This window comes from Burkholderia sp. AU33803, assembly GCF_002223095.1.
Classification (GTDB): Bacteria; Pseudomonadota; Gammaproteobacteria; order Burkholderiales; family Burkholderiaceae; genus Burkholderia.
In genome coordinates, this window is the sequence record NZ_NKFJ01000006.1 from 1,475,422 (window position 1) to 1,496,848 (window position 21,427).

Here is a 21,427-nt window from a genome sequence, read left to right on the forward strand (position 1 = left end):
CAACCAAATCAACCGGGTAGTGGGACGAAAGTCAGTGGCCGGCCTGGCGCGCACGCCGGCGGGCCAGCCGCGCATGCACGCCGCCGAACACCAGCGGCACGAACAGGAGGGTCGACACGGTCGCGAACAGCAGCCCGCCGATCACCGCGCGGCCGAGCGGCGCATTCTGCTCGGCGCCTTCGCCGAGACCGAGCGCCATCGGCACCATCCCGATGATCATCGCGAGCGCCGTCATCAGCACCGGCCGGATCCGCGTCGCGCCGGCTTCCAGCGCGGCGGTGAGCGGCGGCGCGCCGTCCGCGAGGCGCTGGCGCGCGAACGACACGACCAGGATGCTGTTCGCGGTCGCGACGCCCACCGTCATGATCGCGCCTGTCAGCGCGGGCACGCTCAGGTGCGTGCCGGTGATGAACAGCATCCAGACGATGCCGGCGAGCGCGGCCGGCATCGCGCTGATGATGATCAGCGGGTCGAGCCACGACTGGAAATTGACGACGATCAGCAGGTAGACCAGCACGATCGCCATGGCGACGCCCGCGCCGAGGCCGATATACGACGTGCGCATCGTCTCGATCTGGCCGCGCATCGTCAGCTCGGTGCCGCGCGGCAGCGTCGCGTGCGCATCCGACACGATGCGGTCGATCTCGCCTGCCACCGCGCCGAGGTCGCGGCCTTCGACGCTCACGTACACGTCGATCGCCGGGCGGATGTTGTAGTGCGTGATCACGGCCGGGTTCGCGGTGCTGCGCACCTGCACGAGGTTGCCGAGCAGCTGCAGCGGCATGCCCGTGCGGCCGCTCGCCGAGATCGGCGTGCCGAGCAGGTCGTCGACCGACGCGAGGTTGTATTGCGGGGTCTGGATCTGCAGCGGGTACTGGACGCCGGTGCGCGGGTTGATCCAGAACGACGGCGTGGTCTGGGAACTGCCGGACAGCGAGATCAGCATGTTCTGCGCGACGTTCTGCGCGGAGAGGTTGAGCTGCTGCATGCGCGTACGGTCCATGTCGGCCAGCAGGGTTGGTTCGTCGTTGCGTTGGAGCACGTGCACGTCGACGGCGCCGGGGATTTGCCTGATCTTTTTCATCAGGCTGCTCGCGATAGTCATGTTACTCGCGAGATCGTTGCCGAGCACCTGCAGGTCGATCGCGGCCGGTTGGCCGAAGTTGAGGATCTGCGTGATGATGTCCGACGGCTGGAAGAAGAACTCGACGCCCGGGAAGCGCTCGGGCAGCACTTTGCGCAGCGCCTGCACGTAGTGCTGCGTCGCGCGGTGGCCGGGCTTCAGCGCGATCAGCAGCTCGCCGTCGAGCGTGCCGATCGTGCCCGCGTTGCTGTACGACAGGTTGATGCCGCTCACCGGCAGGCCGAGGTTGTCGACGAGCGCGCCGAGCTCGTCGGGCGGCACGGTCTCGCGGATCACGCGCTCGACCTGGTCGGCGAGGCGCGCGGTTTCCTCGATCCGGTAGCCGGTCGGCGCGCGCATGTGCAGCCGGATGTTGCCGGAATCCGCATTCGGGAAGAAGTCGCGGCCGAGCACGAACACGAGGCCCGTCGACAGCACGCAGAAGCCGAGGAAGCACATCGCGTAGAAGCGGCGGCGCACCAGCAGGATGCTGAGCAGCACGATGTACCACGCCCGCAGCCGCTCGAACGCCGCGTTGAACGCGTGATGGATGCGCGCGAAGCGCGAGGTCGCATGGCCGGGGCCGGTGCTGGCCTGCTGCGGGCGGAACAGCAGCATCGCGAGCGTCGGCACCAGCGTGCGCGACAGCACGTACGACGCGAGCATCGCGAACACGACCGCTTCCGCGAGCGGCACGAACAGGAAGCGCGCGACGCCCGTCAGGAAGAACATCGGCACGAACACGATGCAGATGCACAGCGTCGACACGAACGCGGGCACCGCGATCTCGCCGGCGCCTTCGAGGATCGCGTCGTGCAGGTTGGTGCCGAGATGCAGGTGCCGCTCGATGTTCTCGATCGTCACGGTCGCATCGTCGACGAGAATCCCGACCGCGAGCGCGAGCCCGCCGAGCGTCATGATGTTGATGGTCTCGCCGAGCGCGGACAGCGCGATCAGCGACGTGAAGATCGACAGCGGGATCGAGATCGCGATGATCAGCGTGCTGCGCCAGTTGCCGAGGAACAGCAGGATCATCATCGCGGTCAGCACGGCGGCGATCAGCGCCTCGTGGATCACGCCCTGGACGGCCGCGTTGACGAACACCGACTGGTCGAACAGCGGCGTGATCGTGAGCCCTTCGGGCAGCGTCGGGATCACCTTCGGCAGCAGCGCCTTCAGGTCCGACACGACCTTGAGCGTCGACGCGTCGCCGCTCTTCAGGATCGAGATGAGCACGCCGCGCTGGCCGTTCTGGCGCACGACGTTGGTCTGCGGCGCGAAGCCGTCGCGCACCGACGCCACCTCGCGCAGGTAGGTCGTCGCGCCGTTGATGGTCTGGACCGGCAGGCTGCTGATGTCGGCGATGGTGTCGGCCGACGCGTTCGTGTCGATCCGGTATTCGGTCTGGCCCATCTTCGCGGTGCCGGTCGGCAGCACGAGGTTCTGCGCGTTGACCGCGTTGACGATGTCGGCGGGCGTGAGCCCCTTCGACTGCAGCGCCTGCGGATCGAGGTCGATCGCAACCACGCGCGTGCGGCCGCCGTACGGGAACGGGATCTGCACGCCCGGCACCGTGATCAGTTGCGGGCGCAGGAAGTTGAGCGCGATGTCGGCGAGCGACTGTTCGCTGAGCGTCTTGCTCGACAGCCCGAGCTGGATCACCGGGATGCTCGACGCCGAATAGGTGATCACGAGCGGCGGCGTCGCGCCCTGCGGCATCTGCCGCACGATCGCCTGCGCGGACGAGACCGTCTGCGCGATCGCCGTCTGCACGTTCGCGCCCGGCTGCAGGAACACCTTCACGACCGCGATGCCGGGCAGCGACGTCGATTCGACGTGCTGGATGTTGTTGACGGTCGTCGTCAGGATCCGCTCATGCACGGACGTGATGCGGTTCGTCATCTCGGTCGCGGAGAAGCCGCTGTAATTCCAGATGACGCTGATCACGGGAATGTTGATCGCGGGCAGCACGTCGACCGGCGTGCGCATCAGCGCAAGCGGGGTGGCCAGCACGATCATGATGGCCATCACGATGAACGTGTAGGGGCGCTTGAGCGCGAGATTGACGATCCACATGGAGGCAGCGGGACGGGCGGTGATCAGGCGTGGATAAAGGGAACCCGAATGATAGGCGTCGGCGTGGAACGGGTTACTGTCGCGAAACTGGCGGAATTGTCAGGTTGACGCATCGCGCGCGATGGCCGATTCAGCAGAGGAAACGCGGTGCGGCGTGACGACCGGAAAACGGCCGTGATACCGGATGGAAATGCTGCGTCGATGGCGATTCCGTTCATCGGCGCGCGCTCAGATCTGCTCCATCCCGACGCGCGCCAGCGCACCGAGATCGACGACGTCGATCTGGTTGTACGCGAGCCGCAGCGCGCCGAGCTTCTCGAGCTGCTGCAGCGCCTGGTTGATGCGCTGTCGCGATACGCCGACGAGCATCCCCAGTTCCTCCTGCGAGATCGACAGCGACGGGCCGGTGTCCGGGTACAGGGCGGGGTTGAAGAGCTGCGCGAGCGCCTGCGCGACGCGTGCGTCGACGTCCAGCAGCCGGCTGTTCTGGATCGACGCGATGAACTCGCCCATCCGGTTGTTCAGCTGGTGGATCACGAAGCGCGTGAACGGCAGGCTCGTGTCGAGCAATGCATGGAACGTGTCGACCGGCACGAACAGCACGGTCGAGCGCTGGATCGCGACGATCTCGTACTTGCGCAGCTCGCGCTTGATCACGCTGCCTTCGCCGAACCAGCCGCCCGACGGCACGCCGGAGAACGTGCAGCCGCGCCCCGACGCATTGAAGATCGCGAGCTTCAGCAGCCCGCGGTGCACGCCGATCCAGTATTCGGAGGGCGCGAGCCGATGCGCGATCACGTCGCCGGCCTCGCACTGCTCGACGCGCGACTGCGCGAGCACGAGCGCCTGGTGCTCGGGTGCGAGCGTGCGGAACCACGCGCACTGGCCGAACAGCGTGGCCAGCGCCGGCAGCGGGCCCGGTTCGGGCAGGGCGTCGGCCGGGTGGGCGGGCGCGTCGGGCGATGCGGCGAGAGGGTCGTGCATGGGTGCGGGTTTGCGAGGATAGGGATAACGCGCAGCGCGTGAAAGGCACTCTGTCGTTTCGATGACAGACGGCTCACAATAGCGCCCGTTAGGCTGTCGGCAATTGAACCACATCAAAACGATCCGGGGTGGCTGCGCCCCGGTCGACAGGACACGGGAGACAGGATCATGACGCAGATGTTCGAGGCCGGACTCGGCCGCCGCGACGCGAATTACGTACCGCTCACCCCGATCGACTTCCTGGTCAGGACGGCCGAAGTCTACGGCGAGCGCCTCGCGATCGTGCACGGCGACGTGCGCCGCACCTGGGCCGAAACCTACACGCGCGCGAAGCAACTGGCGAGCGCGCTCGCACGGCTCGGCGTCGAGCGCGGCGACACGGTCGCGGCGATGCTGCCGAACATTCCGGCGATGGTCGAGGCGCACTTCGGCGTGCCGATGGCCGGCGCGGTGCTGAACACGATCAACACGCGGCTCGACGTGTCGTCGGTGCTGTTCATGCTGCGCCATGGCGAGGCGAAGGTGCTGATCGTCGACACCGAGTATGCGGAGTTCGCGCATCGCGCGGCGCTCGAGGTGCCGGGGCTGAAGATCGTCAGCGTGGCCGATGCGATGCCGGCCGATCCCGCGCGCTTCGCGGGCGCAACCGACTACGAGGCGCTCGTCGCGAGCGGCGACGCCGACTACGCGTGGACGCCGCCCGCCGACGAATGGGAGGCGATCGCGCTGAACTACACGTCCGGCACGACCGGCGACCCGAAGGGCGTCGTCTACCACCATCGCGGCGCGTATCTCGCGGCGGTCAGCAACCTCCTCGAATGGGACATGCCGAAGCACGCCGTCTACCTGTGGACGCTGCCGATGTTCCACTGCAACGGCTGGTGCTTCCCGTGGGCCGTCGCGGCGCGCGCGGGCGTGAACGTCTGCCTGCGCAAGTTCGATGCGAAGACGGTGTTCGACCTGATCCGCCGCGAACGCATCACGCACTATTGCGGCGCGCCGATCGTGCAGAGCGCGATCGCGAATGCGCCGGCCGAATTCCGCGAAGGCATCGATCACACGGTGCACGCGATGGTCGCGGGCGCGGCGCCCGCGCCGGCCGTGATCGCGAAGATGAAGGAGATCGGCTTCGACCTGCTGCACGTGTACGGGCTGACTGAGGTCTACGGCCCGGCGACCGTGTGCGCGAAGCAGTCGCACTGGGAGACACTGAGCGACGACGAGCGCGCGCGGCTCAACGCGCGCCAGGGCGTGCGCTATCACCTGGAAGCGGGCGCGACGGTGCTCGATCCCGACACGATGGCGCCGGTGCCGGCCGATGGCGAGACGCTCGGCGAGATCATGTTCCGCGGCAACATCTGCATGAAGGGCTACCTGAAGAACCCGAAGGCGACCGACGACGCGTTCCACGGCGGCTGGTTCCATACCGGCGATCTCGCGGTGCTGATGCCGGACGGCTATATCCGGATCAAGGATCGCAAGAAGGACATCATCATCTCAGGCGGCGAGAACATCTCGAGCATCGAGGTCGAGGATGCGCTGTACCGGCACCCCGCGGTGGCGGTGGCGGCCGTCGTCGCGATGCCCGACCCGAAATGGGGCGAGGTGCCGTGCGCGTTCGTCGAGCTGCGTGAAGGCGCGAGCGTGACCGAGGCGGAGATCGTCGCGCATTGCAAGGCGCTGCTCGCGGGCTTCAAGGTGCCGAAGGCCGTGCGGTTCGGTGAACTGCCGAAAACATCGACCGGCAAGATCCAGAAGTTCCAGCTGCGCAATGCGGTGGGATCGGACAAGGCGATCGATCTGGCGGGCGACGACAAGAAGTAGGCGATGGGCCGGCCTTGGCCGGCCATCCGTGCTTCGTCACGCACTCCGCTCGAGCCGGAACACGCTGACCGCGTCCGACAGGTGCGCGGCCTGGTCGCGCAGCGCGACGGCCGCGCGTTCGGCATCCGAGATCAGCATCGCGTTCTGCTGCGTCGCGTCGCCGATCTGCGTGACCGCCAGGTTCACCTGCTCGATACCGGTCGACTGTTCGCGCGACGCGGCGCTGATCTCGCCGATCAGCGTGCTGACCTGGTCGACGCGCGCGACGATGTCGCGCATCGTGCCGCGTGCGGCCTCCGCGATCCGGTAGCCCTGTTCGACGGTCGTCGACGACTCGGCGCTCAGCGCGTCGATCTCCTTGACCGCCGCCGCACTGCGCTGTGCAAGTGCGCGCACTTCGGCCGCGACCACCGCGAAGCCCTTGCCGTGTTCGCCCGCGCGCGCCGCCTCGACGGCCGCGTTCAGCGCCAGGATGTTGGTCTGGAACGCGATGCCTTCGATCGTGCCCGTGATCTCGGCGATCCGGCGCGTCGCGCGGCCGATGTCGTCCATCGTCGCGACCACGCGCTGCACCGCGGCGTCGCCGTTCGTCGCGGCGGCCGACGCATCCGCGACCAGCGCATTGGCTTGCGCCGCGTGCTCGGCACTCTGCTGCACGGCGGCGGTGATCTGTTCCATGCTGGCGGCCGTCTGTTCGACGCTGCTCGCCTGCGTCGCGATCCGCGCGGCGATGTCGCTGCTGCCGGCGGCGATGTCGACCGTGCCGCGCGCGATGTCGGCGGAGCTGTTGCGCACCTGGGCGACGATCCGCGCGAGGCCGTCGCCGATCCCGTCGACCGCCTGCACGAGCCGGCCGATCTCGTCGTCGCCCGCCTGGCCGCGCGTGGCCGCGCCATCCCGGATGCGCACGCTGAGATCGCCCGCCGCGTAGCGCTCGGAGGCCCGTGCCGCCGCATCGAGCGGCCGGCTCACGACGCGGCGTACCACGATGACGAACAGCGTCGCGAACGCGGCGACGAGCACGGCGCCGATCATCAGGAAGCGGTTGCGGGTGGCGCGCATGGTGGCGAGCAGTTCGTCGTCGAGCGCGATGCCGCCGACGAGCCACTGCCATTGCGGAATCGTCGTGAACGACACGAATTTCGCGGTCGGGCCGCCATCGTGCGCGGCCGGGTCGGTCGACGTGTACGCGAGCCGCCCCTGGCCGGCCGCGAGCATCTGCGCATACGGCGCGCGCGTGTCGTCGGCACGCTGGCCGTCGGCATCCGGATGCACGACGAAGGTGCCGCGCGACGGGCCCTGCGACGCATCGAGCACGAAGTAGTAGCCGTTGTCGCCGATCTTCAGCGCGCGGATGCCATCCTCGACGAGCTTGAGTTCGGCGCCGATGTCGAGGCCGACGAACAGCGCGCCGATCACGCGGCCGGTCGCATCGGTCACCGGCTTGTACTGCGTGATGTACGGCCGGCCGAACAGCTTCGCGAGGCCCGTGTAGCTGCGTCCGGCGACGAGCGGTGCGTACGCGGGGCCGGCCCGGTCGAGTTTCGTGCCGACGGCACGCGCGCCGTCCTGCTTCTTCAGCGACGTCGTGATGCGCACGAAATCGTCGCCGTCGCGCGCGAAGATCGTCGCGATCGCGCCGCTTTTCTTCAGGAACTGGTCGGGAATCGAATAGTCGAGGTCGAGCGGCTGGCCGCCCGCGAGCAAGGTCGGCGCGGCGACGCCGCCGATATCGACGGTGCGCGCCGGGTCGAGCGTGAAATCGGGCGGCAGGAAGCTCGCGAACAGCGACATCGAGCGGTTCGCTTCGGCGGTCAGCGCCTTGTCGAACAGGTCGACCATTGCGCGGATCGACTGTTCCTTGTCGACGATCCGCATGTGGGCTTCTTCAGCCAGTTGCTGGCCGGCGAAATGGGCGAGCGTCCACGCGAACACGGTAAACAGCACGGCGACGAGTGCGCACGCCAGCGCCGCGAGACGCGCGCCGACGCTCACCCGGCCCAATTGAGTCAATCTCATGGAACATCCTGAGTGGGGAGGGAGAGGGGGCGGAACGCACGCGTCACCGCTAGTCGTCCGGTTAATACGGCAACTTCGGCGAAATCTTTAGCGGCGCGTCGTCGATGGCAACGTTAGCCGGTGCGGCTGCCGCGCGGGCGGGCGACGGGAAGCGGGTGTCAGTGCGTCACGAGCCACGCGATCGCGAGATACCGCGCGACCTTCGCGACGGTGACGATCGTGAGGAACGACGGCAGCGGCTCGCGCAGCACGCCGGCGATCATCGTCAGCGGATCGCCGATCACGGGCGCCCAGCTCAGCAGCAGCGACCAGCGGCCGTAGCGCGCATACCAGCGCTCGGCGCGCGCGAGCGCGGCGGGCTTGACGGGAAACCAGCGGCGCTCGCGGAAGTGCTCGATGCCGCGCCCGAGCGCCCAGTTGATCACCGAGCCGGCGACGTTGCCGATGCTCGCGACGAGCACCAGCGCCCACACGGGTTCGCGCCCGGCGAGCAGCAGGCCGGCGAGCACGGCTTCGGACTGGAGCGGGAACAGGGTCGCGGCGACCATCGACACGGCGAACAGGCCGCCGTAAGTGAGCAATTCGGACATCGCGCGATTGTACCGGGCACGCACCGGCCAATCCGGGGCTCAGGGTCGTGCGGTCACACGGTCATGCGGCGTCGGCCGTGCCGAACAGCAGGTGCGAGATCAGCGATTTGTCGACGGGTTCGTCGTTGAGCGTGCTGGCCAGCAGTTCGCCCGCCAGCTGCTGCGGCGAGAACACCATGTCGGGTTTCAGCAGGCGCAGCCGCTCGAGGTTGCGCTGCTGGTTCACGAGCGCGACCATGCGTACCGACGGGGCGATCTCGCGGATCGCGAGGATGATGAAGGCGTTCTCGGCATCGTCGGAACGCAGCGCGAGCACCGCCCGCGCGGTCGCCGCGCCGGCGCGTTCCAGCACCGCGTGGTCGGTCGCATCGCCGACGATCAGGTCGGTCGCGGCCGGATAGTTGTGCTCGACGCCGGCCGGCACGACGACGGTCACCGCGTAGCCGCGCTTGCGCAGCCCGTCGTGCACCGCATGCGCGACGGGTGTCGCGCCGACGATCAGGTAATGATGCTTGCGGATCACGTTCGAAATGCCTCCCTTGACGATCCGTTTCAGATTGCCGCCGATCACGGGGCCGACGACCGCGCTGATCGACGTCGCGAACACCGTGATGCCGAGCACGATCACCGACGCGGTGAACAGGCGTGCGGTCGGCGCGTGCGGGACGATGTCGCCGTAGCCAACCGTCGACATCGACACGATCGAGAAATAGACGGCCGTGGCGAGATCGTGGACGGGCGGCGTGAATTCGTCGCCGAGATACAGCACGCCGAAGGTCGCGTAGATCAGCAGCGACACGATGCTCAGCAACGCGAACAGGCTGCTTGCGGCGACGCTCGCGCGGTCGAAGTGCCGCCAGTAATACAGCAGCGCGACGACCAGCACGGCCGTGTAGACGAACACCGCGTGGCTGCGGTAGCCGCCGAGCACGCTGATCGCGGCGGCCGCGACCAGCAGCAGGATCGACAGCACCCACGCGACGCGGGCGCGCAGCACGATGCCGATGGCCATCGTCGCGAGGCCGGCCGCGACGACCACTTGCGGCAACACGACGAGCCCGGCGTTGTCGACGAGGTTCAGCGCATCGGCGAGCCACGCGTGATGCACGCCGAGCCTGGCATGCTCGATGACGGGGCGCAGCACCATGAGCGCGTCGAGCGCGAGGAGGAGAGCGAGATACCAGTGCAGGCCGATCGGCGCGAACAGGCGCCGCAGGCGGGGAGTGAGGGGCTTCATCCAGTCGCCCGGCTGGCCGGGCATGTCCAACGAAACAGCCGCTACCCTAAAGCATTCGGCAATCGGCTGCTTTTTCGAGGGGCGTGGCGGTGGCCGCGATGAAGCCGGCCGCCCGGCCGCTGTCAGTTCCAGCCGACCATGATCGCGCCCATTCCGACGAGCAGCCCGCCCGTCACGCGGTTCATCGCGCGCATCCTTGCGGGCCGCTGCAGCGCGCGGCTCAGCCGGTGCGAGAACAGCGCCATCGACGCGACGCCGCCCGCGAACAGCACCGCGAACGTCGCCGCGAGCAGCAGGAACTGCTGGTTCAGGCTCCAGTCGGCGCCGGGGCTGATGAACTGCGGAAAGAACGACGGGAAGAACAGCAGCGTCTTCGGATTCAGGCCCGAGGTCGCCACGCCGCGCCAGAACAGCGCGCGGTGCGAGTCGGTGTCGGGCACGGCCGTTCCGGCGGGGCCGGCCGAGGCGGCGGGTGCGCCGGCCGGCGTACGGCTGAGCCATTGCTTGCAGCCGAGCCACACGAGGTAGGCCGCGCCGGCCCAGCGCAGTACGGTCAGCGCGCGCTCGTCGAGATGCACGAGCGAATTCAGGCACAGCGCGGTCAGCGCGAGTTGCAGCAGCACGGCGAGCGTGCCGCCCCAGACGCACGGCAGCGCGCGGCGCCAGCCGGCGCGTAGCGCCTGGTTCATGGTGAGGAGGTTGACGGGGCCGGGGGCGTAGACGAGAACGGCGGAAGCCGCGAGAAACGAGAGGTAAAGCCTGAACGACATGACGGGTAGGGCAGGAACAGGAACACGGGCGCCGAAGCCGCGCGGCCGGATAGGCGCGCGGGCGGCGGGGAATCGCATGCCTGCCGGCCGGCACCGCAACTCGTGATTGCGGCCGTGCGTCCCGGTGCGAAGGGTTGTCGCGGGAACGTGCCGGACAGCAGGCATGGGTAAAAATATATCAAGGGGCCGGATTAAAAGGCTTCCGCTTTTCCACACAAACCGACACAAATCCGGAATGTCGTTCAGATAGAATCCCGGTTTCCAGTAGATGATTCTTTTGCCATGGCCACACGTGAACGCTCGCCGAAAACGCTCGACAGCCAGGACCGCAAGATCCTCGGCGCACTGCAGAAAAATGCGCGTCTGTCGAACGCCGAACTGGCCGAACAGATCGGCATGTCGACCACCGCGTGCTGGAACCGCACGCGGCAACTGGAGGTGGACGGCTACATCGACGGTTACGTCGCGCTCGTCAATCAGCGCAAGCTGGGCTATGCGGACATCGTGATTCTCGAAGTCACGCTCGATCGCCACGAGGACGACGCGCTCGCGCGCTTCGGCGAGGAACTCGCCGCGCTGCCCGAGGTGCTCGAGGCCTATCTCGTGTCGGGCGAGTACGACTACTGGATCAAGGTCGCGGTGGACGGCACGGCCGGCTACGAGCGGTTCCTGCGCGAAAAGCTGTACAAGATTTCGAGCATCCGTCACAGCCGCTCGATGTTCGCGCTGCGCTGCATGAAGGACGTGCCGTCGATTCAGGTGTGATGGGGGGCGGGGAAGCGTGTGCGGCCGTCGTTGAAACGACGGCGCATGGGGCTGCGCCTTAGCGCGGAGCAAGCCGGCAATCGGGAGAGGGGCCACGCAGAGGCGCGGTTCGGCGCCTGGGCCTGCCACGCGGATGAATCTTCCGTCCGTGATGATCCGGCGGATTTACGCGCTGGCGAGATAACAGTTGCCTGCCCGGGCAACCGGCAGACAAAACCGCGCCGAGGTTGATCGGCGCGGCATCGGCTTTAAAGCAGCTTTAAAGCAACTTCAACGCGCGCCTGAAACGGGGGGCGCGCATTCAACGAGACTACCCGGCCTGTTTCCGACGACTTCCCTTGCAACCCGTTGCCCGACGCCGCGACCTCATGGCGCGCGTCCGGGCAAGCGGATCAGGCGGGGCATCGTGCGGCCAGCGCGGCTGGCGGCCGGCCGAGCCGTTCAGTGCGGCAGGCGTGCGTGTGCTTCAGCGATGACTTCGCAGTTCTCGAGGTGGAGTGCCCAAGCTTCTGCAATCAGCTCGCCCATACGTGCGAGCCAGCCAGCGGATTCGGTGGAACGGTCGGAGGTGTTAGACGTTTGCATGACGAAGCCCCATATAGGTGGCGAGTTAGGGATAACCCTAATCATAGCGAAACACCTCCGCTTTGTGAAATGCGATTTCGTTATATGAGAATTCCTGACAGTTTATGTTGCCTTGATGCAACATGGATCGCGGTCGCGCGGGGCTTCATATCGATGTCACTTGATACGGCCATCCCGCCCCGGAAAGGCCCGGCGCGCACGCGTGACGAGGCGGCGCCTCGCGGCGCGGTCTGGCAGAGCGAAGAAGAGAAAAAAGGGGACGGCTATCCGCCGATCCACCCGAACCGCCACGACAGCCGCCGCGTCGCGGCGAGCAACGCCTGCGCGAGCTCGCTGTCCGGCCCGCGCGGGAAGCCGCGCGACGAGCCGATGATCGCGATCACGAGCCGGATGCTGCCGGTGTGATCGAACACGGGCGCGGCGACCGTCCCGATGCCCGGCACCGGCGCATCGAACGCGAAATCGAGTTCGTCCGCGCGGATCGTCGCGAGCCGCGCGCGGAAGGCCGCGTCGGCCGGCGCGGCGGCGCGGCCCGCGAGGCGCACGGGCTCGTTGGCGAGCAGGTCGGCCAGTACGTCGTCGGACATGCCGGCCGCGAAGATCCGGCCGATCGCCGTGTTGACGAGCGACATCACCGTGCCGACCTGCAGGCTCACGTGCTGCGGCCGCGCCGACTCTTCGAGGCGGATCACGGTCGGGCCGAGCGGCCCCAGCGTCGCGGCTGCGACGCTCATGTCGGTCGCGCCGGCCAGCGCGACGATCTCGGCTTCCGCGTCGCGCGTCGGCGACACGCGCTGCATCGCGATCAGGCCGAGCGCCTGCCCGAGCGGGCCGCCGCCGAAGCAGCCGGCGTCGTCGCGGCTCAGCAGGCCGATCTTCTGCAGGCTGACGAGATGCGGAAAGGCCTTCGCGGCCGGCATGCCGGCGGCCGCCGCGAGATCGCGCAGCGGCAGCGCGCGGCCCGCCGACACTAGCGCGAGCAGCAGTTCGCCGGTGCTGTCGAGGGCATTGATCCCGCGCTGCGCCTTCGCATCGTCGGCCAGTGCGGGCGGCACACGCGGGGTGGCCGGGGCCGGGCCGGACGCCGACGGAGGCGCATCGTGCGCCGCGCCGAGCGATGCGGTTGCCTGAAGAGCCGCGTCGCGTAACGCTGCCGCGATCGGGCCGTCCCAGTCGACGTCGATCGAGCCCGTCGAACCGATCACCGTCAACGCGAGTTGCAGCGTGCCGTGCTCGTCGAATACCGGCACGCTCATCGCGCTGACGCCGGGGCTCGGCAGGTCGACGCCGCGCTCGATACCGCGTGCGCGGATCGCGTCGAGTTCCTGCTGCGGCACGCCGGCGTCCGGCGCGGGCTGCTCGGCGCCCGCGAGCGTGGCGCCGGCGCCGGCCTGGCTGGCCGCCATCGCATCGAGTTGCGCGGGATCGCCGAACGCGCGGAACACGCGGCCGGTGGCCGTCGTGTCGAGCGACATCACCGAGCCCACATGCAGGTTCACGTGCAGCGGATAGCCGCCGTGCTCGATGCGCACGATCGTCGGCCCGAGCACGCCCGGCACCGACACCGCGACACTCAGGCCGACCGCTTCCGCGAGCCGCGCCGCGTGCGGCAGCGCCGCGCGATAGGCCGGCTGGCGCTCGATCGACATCAACCCGAGCCGCAGCGACAACGGGCCCGGCTCGTAGTTGCCGGTGATCGCGTCGCGCTTCACGAGCGCGAGCCGCGTCAGGCTGACGAGATAGGTGTGCGCCTGCGCGGTCGACAGGTCGGCCGCCGCGGCCAGCTCGGACAGGCCGAGCGGCTTGCGCCGGCGCGCGAGCGCGTCGAGCAGCCGGCCGCCGACCTCGACACTCTGGATCCCGCGCTGCGCCTTGGGCGGCGCGTCGTCTGCGCTGACTTCGTGGTTCTGCACGCGATGATTCTTCCGTTGACGAAACCCCGCATGGTATCCGACGCCATTTATCGCGCCAGCCCGCAGGTTTACCCGTATTAGACAATAGCAAGCGACTTTGTCATTGACAAATATTCGGCGCAGGAAGATGATCCGCTCACTCCCCTCAACACATGGCTCGCAGCCACGGAACGCAACATGGCCAAAGCATTCGCCTCCCAAGCCGATCTGGAAGAGAAGAAAGTCACCTGGACGAAGCTGTCCGAGAACGCCTACGCGTACACCGCCGAAGGCGACCCCAACTCGGGCGTGATCATCGGCGACGACAGCGTGCTGATCGTCGACACGACCGCGACGCCCGCGATGGCGCAGGACCTGATCGCGAAGATCCGCAGCGTGACCGACAAGCCGATCAAGCACGTGGTGCTGTCGCATTACCACGCAGTGCGCGTGCTCGGCGCGTCCGCGTATTTCGACGAAGGCGCGCAGCACGTGATCGCGAGCCGCGGCACGTACGAGATGATCGTCGAGCGCGGCGAAGCCGACATGAAGTCGGAGATCGAGCGCTTCCCGCGCCTGTTCGCCGGCGTCGAGACGGTGCCGGGCCTGACGTGGCCGACGCTCGTGTTCGAGCGCGAGATCACGCTGTTCCTCGGCAAGCTCGAAGTGAAGATCATGCACGTCGGCTCGGGCCACACGAAGGGCGACACGATCGTCTGGATTCCGTCGCAGAAGGTGCTGTTCTCGGGCGACCTCGTCGAATACGACGCCGCGTGCTACTGCGGCGACGCGCAGCTCGAGCAATGGCCGGCCACGCTCGAGGCGCTGCGCGCGCTCGGCGCCGAGAAGCTCGTGCCGGGCCGCGGCCCGGCGCTGCTGAACCCGGCCGACGTGAACAAGGGCCTCGACTACACGAAGGATTTCGTCACGACGCTGCTCGCGCAGGGCCGCAAGGCCGTCGAGCAGAAGCTCGACCTGAAGGCGTCGATGGCGCTCACGCGCGAAGCGATGGATCCGAAGTTCGGCCACGTGTTCATTTACGAGCACTGCTTGCCGTTCGACGTGTCGCGTGCCTTCGACGAAGCGAGCGGCATCACGCATCCGCGCATCTGGACCGCACAGCGCGACAAGGAAATGTGGGCCGCGCTGCAGGACTGAGCGGCTTGCACAGGCGGGGTGTCTGGCAGGGCGCTCCGCCTTTTTTCTGAAGCGGCGACGGGCCACGGCTTCCTGCCGGCTTTCCGTCCGCCGTATCCGATCTCACAAGAAAGCAGGGCGCACGTACGCCCTGGGAGACGGCTGCGCGCGCGAATCGCGCAGCCTGTTTGGAGAGAGACATGCCCCAATCGCTTCCCGCCGAAGCGACGCTCGCGCACGCGGGCGCTTCGGTTTCCGCTGCCGCCGCCACGGACGACGCGCTGCTGTTCCGCAAGATCGCGTGGCGAATCGTGCCGTTCCTGTTCCTCTGCTACGTCATCTCGTTCCTCGACCGGATCAACATCGGCTTCGCGCAGTTGCAGATGAAGCACGATCTCGGCTTCAGCGACGCGATGTACGGCCTCGGCGCCGCGGTGTTCTACGTCGGCTACGTGTTCTGCGAAGTGCCGAGCAACCTGCTGCTCGCGCGTTTCGGCGCGCGCCGCACCTTCACGCGGATCATGCTGTTGTGGGGCATCGCGTCGACCGGGATGATGTTCGTGTCGCAGCCGTCGCATTTCTACGTGCTGCGCTTCCTGCTCGGCGTGTTCGAAGCGGGCTTCTTTCCCGGCATCGTGCTGTACCTGACCTACTGGTTCCCCGCGAACCGGCGCGCGGCCGCGATCTCGGTGTTCTTCGCGGGCGTCGCGGTGGCCGGCGTGCTCGGTGGCCTGATGTCGGGCTGGATCATGCGCGACATGAGCGGCGTGCTCGGGCTGCACGGCTGGCAGTGGATGTTCGCGATCGAAGGCGCGCCGGCGATCCTGCTCGCGTTCGCCGCGTTCACGTTGCTGGTCGACCGGCCGCAGGACGCCACGTGGCTCACGGCGGATGAAAAAGCGCGGGTCGCCGCGCTGTGCGCCGACGGTGGCGGCCACGGCCACGCGCACGACGGGCGCAGCCTTGTGGCGGCGCTGTCGAACCCGCGCGTGTACCTGTTCGCGTTCATCTATTTCTCGCTGACCTGCGCGTCGCTGACGCTCAACTTCTGGATGCCGCTGATGATCCGCGACTTCGGCGTGACCGACGTCGTGGCCGTGAGCCTGTACACGGTGGTGCCGAACGCGGTCGGCGCGGTGGGGCTGATCCTGATCGCGCGCCGCTCGGACCGCACCGGCGAGCGCCGCAAGCACTTCGCGTGCTGCACGATCGGCGGCGGACTCGCGCTCGCGGCGCTGACGCTGCACCTGCACAGCTTCGCGGCGATGCTCGCGTGCCTGTCGGTCGCGGCGACGCTGATCTTCGCCGCACTGCCGATCTTCTGGGCGGTGCCGACCCGCTACCTGTCGGGCAACGCGGCCGCGGCCGGGATCGCGCTGATCAGCAGCATCGGGATCACGAGCGGGATCGTCAGCCCGTGGGTGATCGGGATGATCCGCACGCGCACCGGCAGCATGGATCTCGCCGTGTATCTGCTGGCCGCGCTGCTGGTGGCGAGCGGCGTCGCGCTGATGCTCGGCGTGAAGGGCGAAGCCGCGCCGCGCGACTGAGCGAGCCACGGCCGGTCGCTGCTCGCGGGCGGAGGCGACCGGCACGACGTGTGAGCCCCGCACCCGAATCCAGCGAGGAGACGATCGATGTCAGCCCCTCTTCAAGCGGACGCCGCGCGTGCCGTCGCGTCCGGTATCGCTTCAACGGACGACGCACTGTACCGCCGCATCGGCGCGCGAATCGTGCCGTTCCTGTTCTTCTGCTACATCGTGTCGATCCTCGATCGCAGCAACATCGGCTTCGCGCAGTTGCAGATGCGGCAGGATCTCGGCCTGACCGATGCGATGTACAGCCTCGGCGCGGTGCTGTTCTTCGTCGGCTATGTCTTGTTCGAGGTGCCGAGCAACGCGCTGCTGCGCCGCTTCGGCGCGCGCCGCACGTTCGCGCGGATCATGTTCCTGTGGGGCGCGGTGTCGGTCGCGATGATCACCGTCGACAGCGCGAAGCATTTCTACGTGCTGCGCTTCCTGCTCGGGCTGTTCGAGGCCGGGTTCTTTCCGGGCGTGGTGTTCTACCTGACGTACTGGTATCCGGCACGCCGGCGCGCGTCGGTGCTGTCGATCTTCTACGCGGGCGTCGCGGTGGCGGGGATGGTCGGCGGGCTGCTGTCGGGCTGGCTGATGCGCGGGATGTCGGGCGTGCTCGGGCTGCACGGCTGGCAGTGGATGTTCGCGATCGAAGGCGCGCCCGCGATCCTGCTCGGCGTGATCGCGTGGTTCTGGCTGTGCGATCGTCCCGAGCACGCAAAGTGGCTGTCCGACGCCGACCGCCAGCGGCTCGCGGCCGACCTGGCCGCCGACCGCGCCGGTGCCGAGACACCGGCGCCGCATTCGCTGCGGCAGGTGCTGGCCGAACCGCGCACGTACCTGTTCGCGTTCATCTATTTCTCGCTGACTACCGCGCTCCTGATGCTGCTGTTCTGGATGCCGCTGATGATCCGCGAATTCGGCATTCACGACGTCGTGCAGATCAGCCTGTTGTCGGTCGTGCCGAACGCGATCGGCGCGGCCGGCCTGATCGCGATCGCGCGGCGCTCCGACCGCAAGCGCGAACGACGCTGGCACTTCGCCGCATGCGCGTTCGGCGGCGCGGTGGCGCTCGCGCTGCTGACGCTGCACCTGTCGAGCATCGTCGCGATGATGGCGCTGCTGTCGGTCGCGGCGATGCTGATCTTCGCCGCGCATGCGGTGTTCTGGGCCGTGCCGTCCGCGTATTTCTCCGGCGCGGGCGCGGCCGGCGGGATCGCGCTGATCAGCAGCATCGGCGTGTCGAGCGGGATGATCACGCCGTGGCTCGTCGGGCTGATCCGCACCCGAACCGGCAGCATGGACCCGGCGATGCTGATGATCGCGGCGCTGCTGGCCGCGTGCGCGGTCGCGATGCTGCTGGGTGTGCGGGCGGCGCCGCGTGCGGAATCGGCGTGACGCGGGCGGCGGCGGTGCGGCTCGGCGGTGCGGGTCAGTGGAAGGACATGAACAGCCCGGGCAGGACGATCAGGCCGTGCAGCGCCAGCGCCCATTTGATCGTGCCGCCGCGCGCCTGCTGGTCGATCGACAGGCACGCGATTGCCGCGATGACCCCGATGGCCGACAGGCCGGCCGCCCAGAAGAGCGCGGTGATGAATACGCGAAGGCCCATGTACGGATCGTCCATCGAACTGGCGAACCCATAGCCGAACAGCAGCGCCAGCAGCTCGATGAGCGCGACGACGAGAAGACCTGACGCGAGACGCGCGGTCAGTTTGGAATTGTCCATGGCAAATCGTGGTGAGGTGGGCCCGGAGCGCTAGCCTACACGATCGGTCCCGAATATGTCGCTCAATGGAGGCGGCGGGACGCCAGGCGGGGGCGGACGTCGCGCGCCCGAACGCTACGCCCGATACACCTCGATCCGGTTGCGGCCGCGCTCCTTCGCGAGATAGAGCGCCTTGTCGGCGCGCGACAGCGGCTGGTAGGCGCCGAAGTCCGACGCCCGCATCGCGTCGATGCCGATGCTGACGGTCAGCGTGACCTGCTGGTCCTCGTGCATGAGCCGCGCCTGCATCGCGCGTTGCTGCACGCGCTGCGCGAAGGCCAGCGCGCGGTCGAGGTCCGCGCCCGGCAGCACGATCGCGAATTCCTCGCCGCCGACGCGTCCGACGATGCCGTCCGGCCCGGTTTCCGCGAGCAGCAGCCGCGCGAAATGCCGGAGCGCGCGGTCGCCGACCGGGTGCCCCCAGCGGTCGTTCAGCGCCTTGAAGTGATCGAGATCGAGCATCAGCACCGCGGCGGCCTGGCCGGTCGAGCGCACGGCGCGCAGCGCGGCTTCGCTTTGCCGCATGAACGCATGGCGGTTCGACAGCTGCGTCAGGTGGTCGGTCGTGGCCATCCGGTGCAGTTCGGCCTCGATGTGCTTGCGGTCGGTCGCGTCGGTGATGAAGCCGTGCCACACGGTGCCGCCGTCGGCCGTGCGCTGCGGGCGCGCATCGCCTTCGCGCCAGCGCAGGCCCTGGCCGGGCAGCAGCACGCGATATTCGAGGCGCCACGGCGTCAGTCGTACCGCCGAGTCGTGCAGCGACAGCCGGTAGGCGACCAGGTCGGCCGGATGGATGCGCGTCTCGACCGCCGCCGCGCTGCCGGCGAGCTGCTCGGGCGTCAGCTCGTAGATGTCGGCGACACCCGCGCTCGCGTAGGAAAAGAAGCGGCGCCCGTCGGGCGCCTGGCGCAGCTGGAACACGAGCCCGGGAACCTGGTCGGTGAGGTCCGTGACGAGCGCGGCCGAGTCGCGCAACCGCGCGGCGAGCTCGCGCAGCGCGGTGATGTCCGTGGTCGTCCCGACCATCCGGAGCGCGCGGCCGCGGCTGTCGCGGTCGATCACCTTGCCGCGGCTGCAGATCCATTTGTACGAGCCGTCCTTGCAGCGGATGCGGTGCTCGACCGCGTAATGGTCGGTGCGCTGCTCGAAGTGCGCGAGCATCGCGGCCTTCACGTCGGCGACGTCGTCCGGATGCAGCCGTTCGTATGCATCCTCGATCCGCGTGCTGAGCTCGTGCGGCGCGTAGCCGAGCAGCGCCTTCCAGGCCGGCGAGTAGTGGATCTCGCCGGTTTCCACGTTGCGATCCCACACGCCGGTGCCGCTCTCGGTGAGCGCCTGCGTGGTCAACGTGCTGTGTTCCTCGACGGTGCCGAGGCGCTCGCGCAAGGTCACGGTTTCGATCGCGCGGGCAAGCGTGCTTGCAGCCAGTGTGGCGAGGTCGCGCAGCGTCGTGCGTTGCGTCGCGTCGAGCACCGGGGTCTTGTCGTCCACGACGCACAGCGTGCCGAATGTCGCGCCCTCGGGCGTGGTGAGTTCGCAGGCCGCGACGATCCGCAGTGCGTGACGCGGGCCGTCGTTGCGTGGCCCGTTGGCGTGCGTGCTCCACGGGGCGAACCGCGAACCGGCGGCCGGCGTCGGCTCGGCTTCGGGCAGCCACGCATCGGCGGGCAGCGGGTCGGGAAGCCGATCGGGCAATGCGCCGTCGGCGGCCAGCACGCGTGGCGCATCGGCGTCGGCGCGCGCGATGAACGCGCCGGCGGCGCCGGCATGCACTCGCACGACACGGCAGAGGGTGTCCAGTTCAGGCAGCGGTGGGAGCGCGGGCAGACGGACGGCCGACCTGCGTGCGGAGGCCGGCGCGTCGCCGGTCTCGGTGATGAACATACGGGCCTGCATGGTCGAATTCCGCAACGGACGATTGCCCTCGTGATCGGACGAATGCCGGTCGAACGAGGTCGCTTGGGGACTGCAATCGCAGAGCTTACTGTTGCGCGGAATGCGTGGCAAGCCAACCGGAATCGTCGGTCGGCGCGCGACATTTATGCCAACCGGGAAATAATCCGGCGCGGGTTTCCGCAGACGAATTCATCGATCCGCATCGGCCCGGAAACGTGCCGCGGAACCCCGGATGATGACGGGCGATTCGCCATGTATCACCGTGTTGCGCGGCACCTCCGGGTTCGACGTGCCTGTTGCTTTCGACCTGCGGGATGCCGCGTGCTCAGCCTGCCGTCGAATAGCGCGGCGCGGGCGTGTCGGCCGACAGGTGCGGCGCCATCGTGCGGCGCGCGGCCTCGTACGCGGCCCATTCGTCACCCGCGTGCAGCGACGGGATCGTCACGCGTTCGCCGCGATCGAAGCCGACCAGCGCCGCGTCGACCATGTCGGTCGCCGCCATCACGATTTCCTTCGGCAGGTGCTCGAGCGGCAGGCCGCCCGTCTGCCAGAAATCGGTGGCGGTCGCGCCGGGCAGCACGGCCTGCACCTGCACGCCCTGGTCGGCGAGTTCGTGATGCAGCGACTGGCTGAACGCGAGCACGAACGCCTTGCTGCCGCCGTACACGCCGTTCAGCGTTTCCGGCGAGATCGCGACGATCGACGAAATGTTGATCACCGCGCCGTTGCCGCGGGCGACGAAGCCGGGCACCGCCGCATAGGTCAGGCGCGTGAGCGCGATCACGTTGAGGTCGATCATCCGCGTCATCGCATCGACGTCGCTGTCGAGCAGCGGCGTGTGCGTGCCGATGCCCGCGTTGTTCACGAGCAGCGTGATGCTCGCATCCTGCTTCAGCTTCGCTTCGACGGCGGCGAGTGCGGCGCGGTCGTTGAGGTCGGCGTCGATGATCTCGACGCTGCGCTGCGTGTGGTTCGTGATGCGGTCGGCGAGGGCGGCCAGGCGGTCGCGGTTGCGCGCGACCAGGATCAGGTCGTAGCCGCGGCGCGCGAGGCGGTCCGCGTAGACGGCGCCGATGCCCGACGAGGCGCCGGTAATGAGGGCGGTACCGCGATGTGCTTGCGTCATGATGTGCTCCGTTGCGAGGGAAATGGCCGGATGGCGTGAAGCCATTCTGGTCCCGAAT

At 68.4% G+C, this 21,427-nt stretch carries 15 protein-coding genes; 5 read left to right on the top strand and 10 right to left on the bottom strand.

What is annotated here, in order from left to right:
• Window positions 1–31 precede the first annotated feature (31 nt).
• On the bottom strand, window positions 32–3,199 hold the full coding sequence (locus CFB41_RS23885) for an efflux RND transporter permease subunit (protein ID WP_089458118.1): 3,168 nt from the start codon (window positions 3,197–3,199) through the stop codon (window positions 32–34).
• Between the two features lie 228 nt (window positions 3,200–3,427).
• On the bottom strand, window positions 3,428–4,183 hold the full coding sequence (locus CFB41_RS23890; RefSeq protein ID WP_179250145.1) for a Crp/Fnr family transcriptional regulator: 756 nt from the start codon (window positions 4,181–4,183) through the stop codon (window positions 3,428–3,430).
• Window positions 4,184–4,351: 168 nt separating this feature from the next.
• On the opposite strand from CFB41_RS23890, the gene CFB41_RS23895 reads away from it, so the two are divergent.
• Entirely contained in the window at window positions 4,352–6,007 is a 1,656-nt protein-coding gene (locus CFB41_RS23895) for an acyl-CoA synthetase (RefSeq protein ID WP_089458119.1), read from the top strand.
• A gap of 36 nt (window positions 6,008–6,043) precedes the next feature.
• Here CFB41_RS23895 and CFB41_RS23900 read toward each other — a convergent pair whose 3' ends face one another.
• The 4 genes from CFB41_RS23900 to CFB41_RS23915 form a co-directional block, all read right to left on the bottom strand.
• Window positions 6,044–8,026, bottom strand: coding sequence for a methyl-accepting chemotaxis protein (locus CFB41_RS23900; protein ID WP_089458120.1), 1,983 nt, complete (start codon window positions 8,024–8,026; stop codon window positions 6,044–6,046).
• Window positions 8,027–8,184: 158 nt separating this feature from the next.
• On the bottom strand, window positions 8,185–8,616 hold the full coding sequence (locus tag CFB41_RS23905) for a YqaA family protein (protein ID WP_089458121.1): 432 nt from the start codon (window positions 8,614–8,616) through the stop codon (window positions 8,185–8,187).
• Window positions 8,617–8,677: 61 nt separating this feature from the next.
• Entirely contained in the window at window positions 8,678–9,853 is a 1,176-nt protein-coding gene (gene kch / locus CFB41_RS23910) for a voltage-gated potassium channel protein (protein ID WP_089458976.1), read from the bottom strand.
• 122 nt (window positions 9,854–9,975) lie between these two features.
• Window positions 9,976–10,623 (bottom strand): LysE family translocator, encoded by a 648-nt coding sequence (locus CFB41_RS23915; protein ID WP_089458122.1) that lies wholly within the window; start codon window positions 10,621–10,623, stop codon window positions 9,976–9,978.
• A 282-nt stretch (window positions 10,624–10,905) separates the two neighbouring features.
• On the opposite strand from CFB41_RS23915, the gene CFB41_RS23920 reads away from it, so the two are divergent.
• Entirely contained in the window at window positions 10,906–11,388 is a 483-nt protein-coding gene (locus CFB41_RS23920) for an Lrp/AsnC family transcriptional regulator (RefSeq protein WP_021159229.1), read from the top strand.
• 848 nt (window positions 11,389–12,236) lie between these two features.
• Here the strand turns inward: CFB41_RS23920 and CFB41_RS23930 are convergent.
• Complete coding sequence (locus CFB41_RS23930) at window positions 12,237–13,886, bottom strand: IclR family transcriptional regulator (RefSeq protein ID WP_089458124.1); 1,650 nt, start codon at window positions 13,884–13,886, stop codon at window positions 12,237–12,239.
• A 177-nt stretch (window positions 13,887–14,063) separates the two neighbouring features.
• On the opposite strand from CFB41_RS23930, the gene CFB41_RS23935 reads away from it, so the two are divergent.
• From CFB41_RS23935 to CFB41_RS23945, 3 genes are all read left to right on the top strand, one after another.
• The gene (locus tag CFB41_RS23935) at window positions 14,064–15,023 is read left to right on the top strand and encodes an MBL fold metallo-hydrolase (protein ID WP_089427583.1); all 960 of its coding nucleotides are present in this window, start codon (window positions 14,064–14,066) and stop codon (window positions 15,021–15,023) included.
• A gap of 179 nt (window positions 15,024–15,202) precedes the next feature.
• Window positions 15,203–16,552, top strand: coding sequence for an MFS transporter (locus CFB41_RS23940; RefSeq protein WP_089458125.1), 1,350 nt, complete (start codon window positions 15,203–15,205; stop codon window positions 16,550–16,552).
• A gap of 87 nt (window positions 16,553–16,639) precedes the next feature.
• Window positions 16,640–17,977, top strand: a complete 1,338-nt coding sequence (locus CFB41_RS23945; protein ID WP_089458126.1) for an MFS transporter — start codon at window positions 16,640–16,642, stop codon at window positions 17,975–17,977.
• A gap of 34 nt (window positions 17,978–18,011) precedes the next feature.
• On the opposite strand, the gene CFB41_RS23950 is transcribed toward CFB41_RS23945, so the two are convergent.
• The 3 genes from CFB41_RS23950 to CFB41_RS23960 all read right to left on the bottom strand — a co-directional run bounded on the left by CFB41_RS23950 (window position 18,012) and on the right by CFB41_RS23960 (window position 21,369).
• Window positions 18,012–18,308 (bottom strand): hypothetical protein, encoded by a 297-nt coding sequence (locus CFB41_RS23950; protein ID WP_089458127.1) that lies wholly within the window; start codon window positions 18,306–18,308, stop codon window positions 18,012–18,014.
• Window positions 18,309–18,422: 114 nt separating this feature from the next.
• The gene (locus CFB41_RS23955; protein ID WP_256941149.1) at window positions 18,423–20,243 is read right to left on the bottom strand and encodes a sensor domain-containing diguanylate cyclase; all 1,821 of its coding nucleotides are present in this window, start codon (window positions 20,241–20,243) and stop codon (window positions 18,423–18,425) included.
• A gap of 325 nt (window positions 20,244–20,568) precedes the next feature.
• A complete protein-coding gene (locus tag CFB41_RS23960) occupies window positions 20,569–21,369 on the bottom strand; it encodes an SDR family oxidoreductase (protein WP_089458129.1) in 801 nt (266 codons plus the stop codon).
• Window positions 21,370–21,427 lie beyond the last annotated feature (58 nt).

Bases quoted from the DNA above. Each gene is read 5' to 3' on its own strand.
- CFB41_RS23885 (WP_089458118.1), bottom strand. From the start codon at position 3,199: ATGTGGATCGTCAATCTCGCGCTCAAGCGCCCCTACACGTTCATCGTG.
- CFB41_RS23890 (WP_179250145.1), bottom strand. From the start codon at position 4,183: ATGCACGACCCTCTCGCCGCATCGCCCGACGCGCCCGCCCACCCGGCC.
- CFB41_RS23895 (WP_089458119.1), top strand. From the start codon at position 4,352: ATGACGCAGATGTTCGAGGCCGGACTCGGCCGCCGCGACGCGAATTAC.
- CFB41_RS23900 (WP_089458120.1), bottom strand. From the start codon at position 8,026: ATGAGATTGACTCAATTGGGCCGGGTGAGCGTCGGCGCGCGTCTCGCG.
- CFB41_RS23905 (WP_089458121.1), bottom strand. From the start codon at position 8,616: ATGTCCGAATTGCTCACTTACGGCGGCCTGTTCGCCGTGTCGATGGTC.
- kch (WP_089458976.1), bottom strand. From the start codon at position 9,853: ATGAAGCCCCTCACTCCCCGCCTGCGGCGCCTGTTCGCGCCGATCGGC.
- CFB41_RS23915 (WP_089458122.1), bottom strand. From the start codon at position 10,623: ATGTCGTTCAGGCTTTACCTCTCGTTTCTCGCGGCTTCCGCCGTTCTC.
- CFB41_RS23920 (WP_021159229.1), top strand. From the start codon at position 10,906: ATGGCCACACGTGAACGCTCGCCGAAAACGCTCGACAGCCAGGACCGC.
- CFB41_RS23935 (WP_089427583.1), top strand. From the start codon at position 14,064: ATGGCCAAAGCATTCGCCTCCCAAGCCGATCTGGAAGAGAAGAAAGTC.
- CFB41_RS23940 (WP_089458125.1), top strand. From the start codon at position 15,203: ATGCCCCAATCGCTTCCCGCCGAAGCGACGCTCGCGCACGCGGGCGCT.
- CFB41_RS23945 (WP_089458126.1), top strand. From the start codon at position 16,640: ATGTCAGCCCCTCTTCAAGCGGACGCCGCGCGTGCCGTCGCGTCCGGT.
- CFB41_RS23950 (WP_089458127.1), bottom strand. From the start codon at position 18,308: ATGGACAATTCCAAACTGACCGCGCGTCTCGCGTCAGGTCTTCTCGTC.
- CFB41_RS23955 (WP_256941149.1), bottom strand. From the start codon at position 20,243: ATGCAGGCCCGTATGTTCATCACCGAGACCGGCGACGCGCCGGCCTCC.
- CFB41_RS23960 (WP_089458129.1), bottom strand. From the start codon at position 21,369: ATGACGCAAGCACATCGCGGTACCGCCCTCATTACCGGCGCCTCGTCG.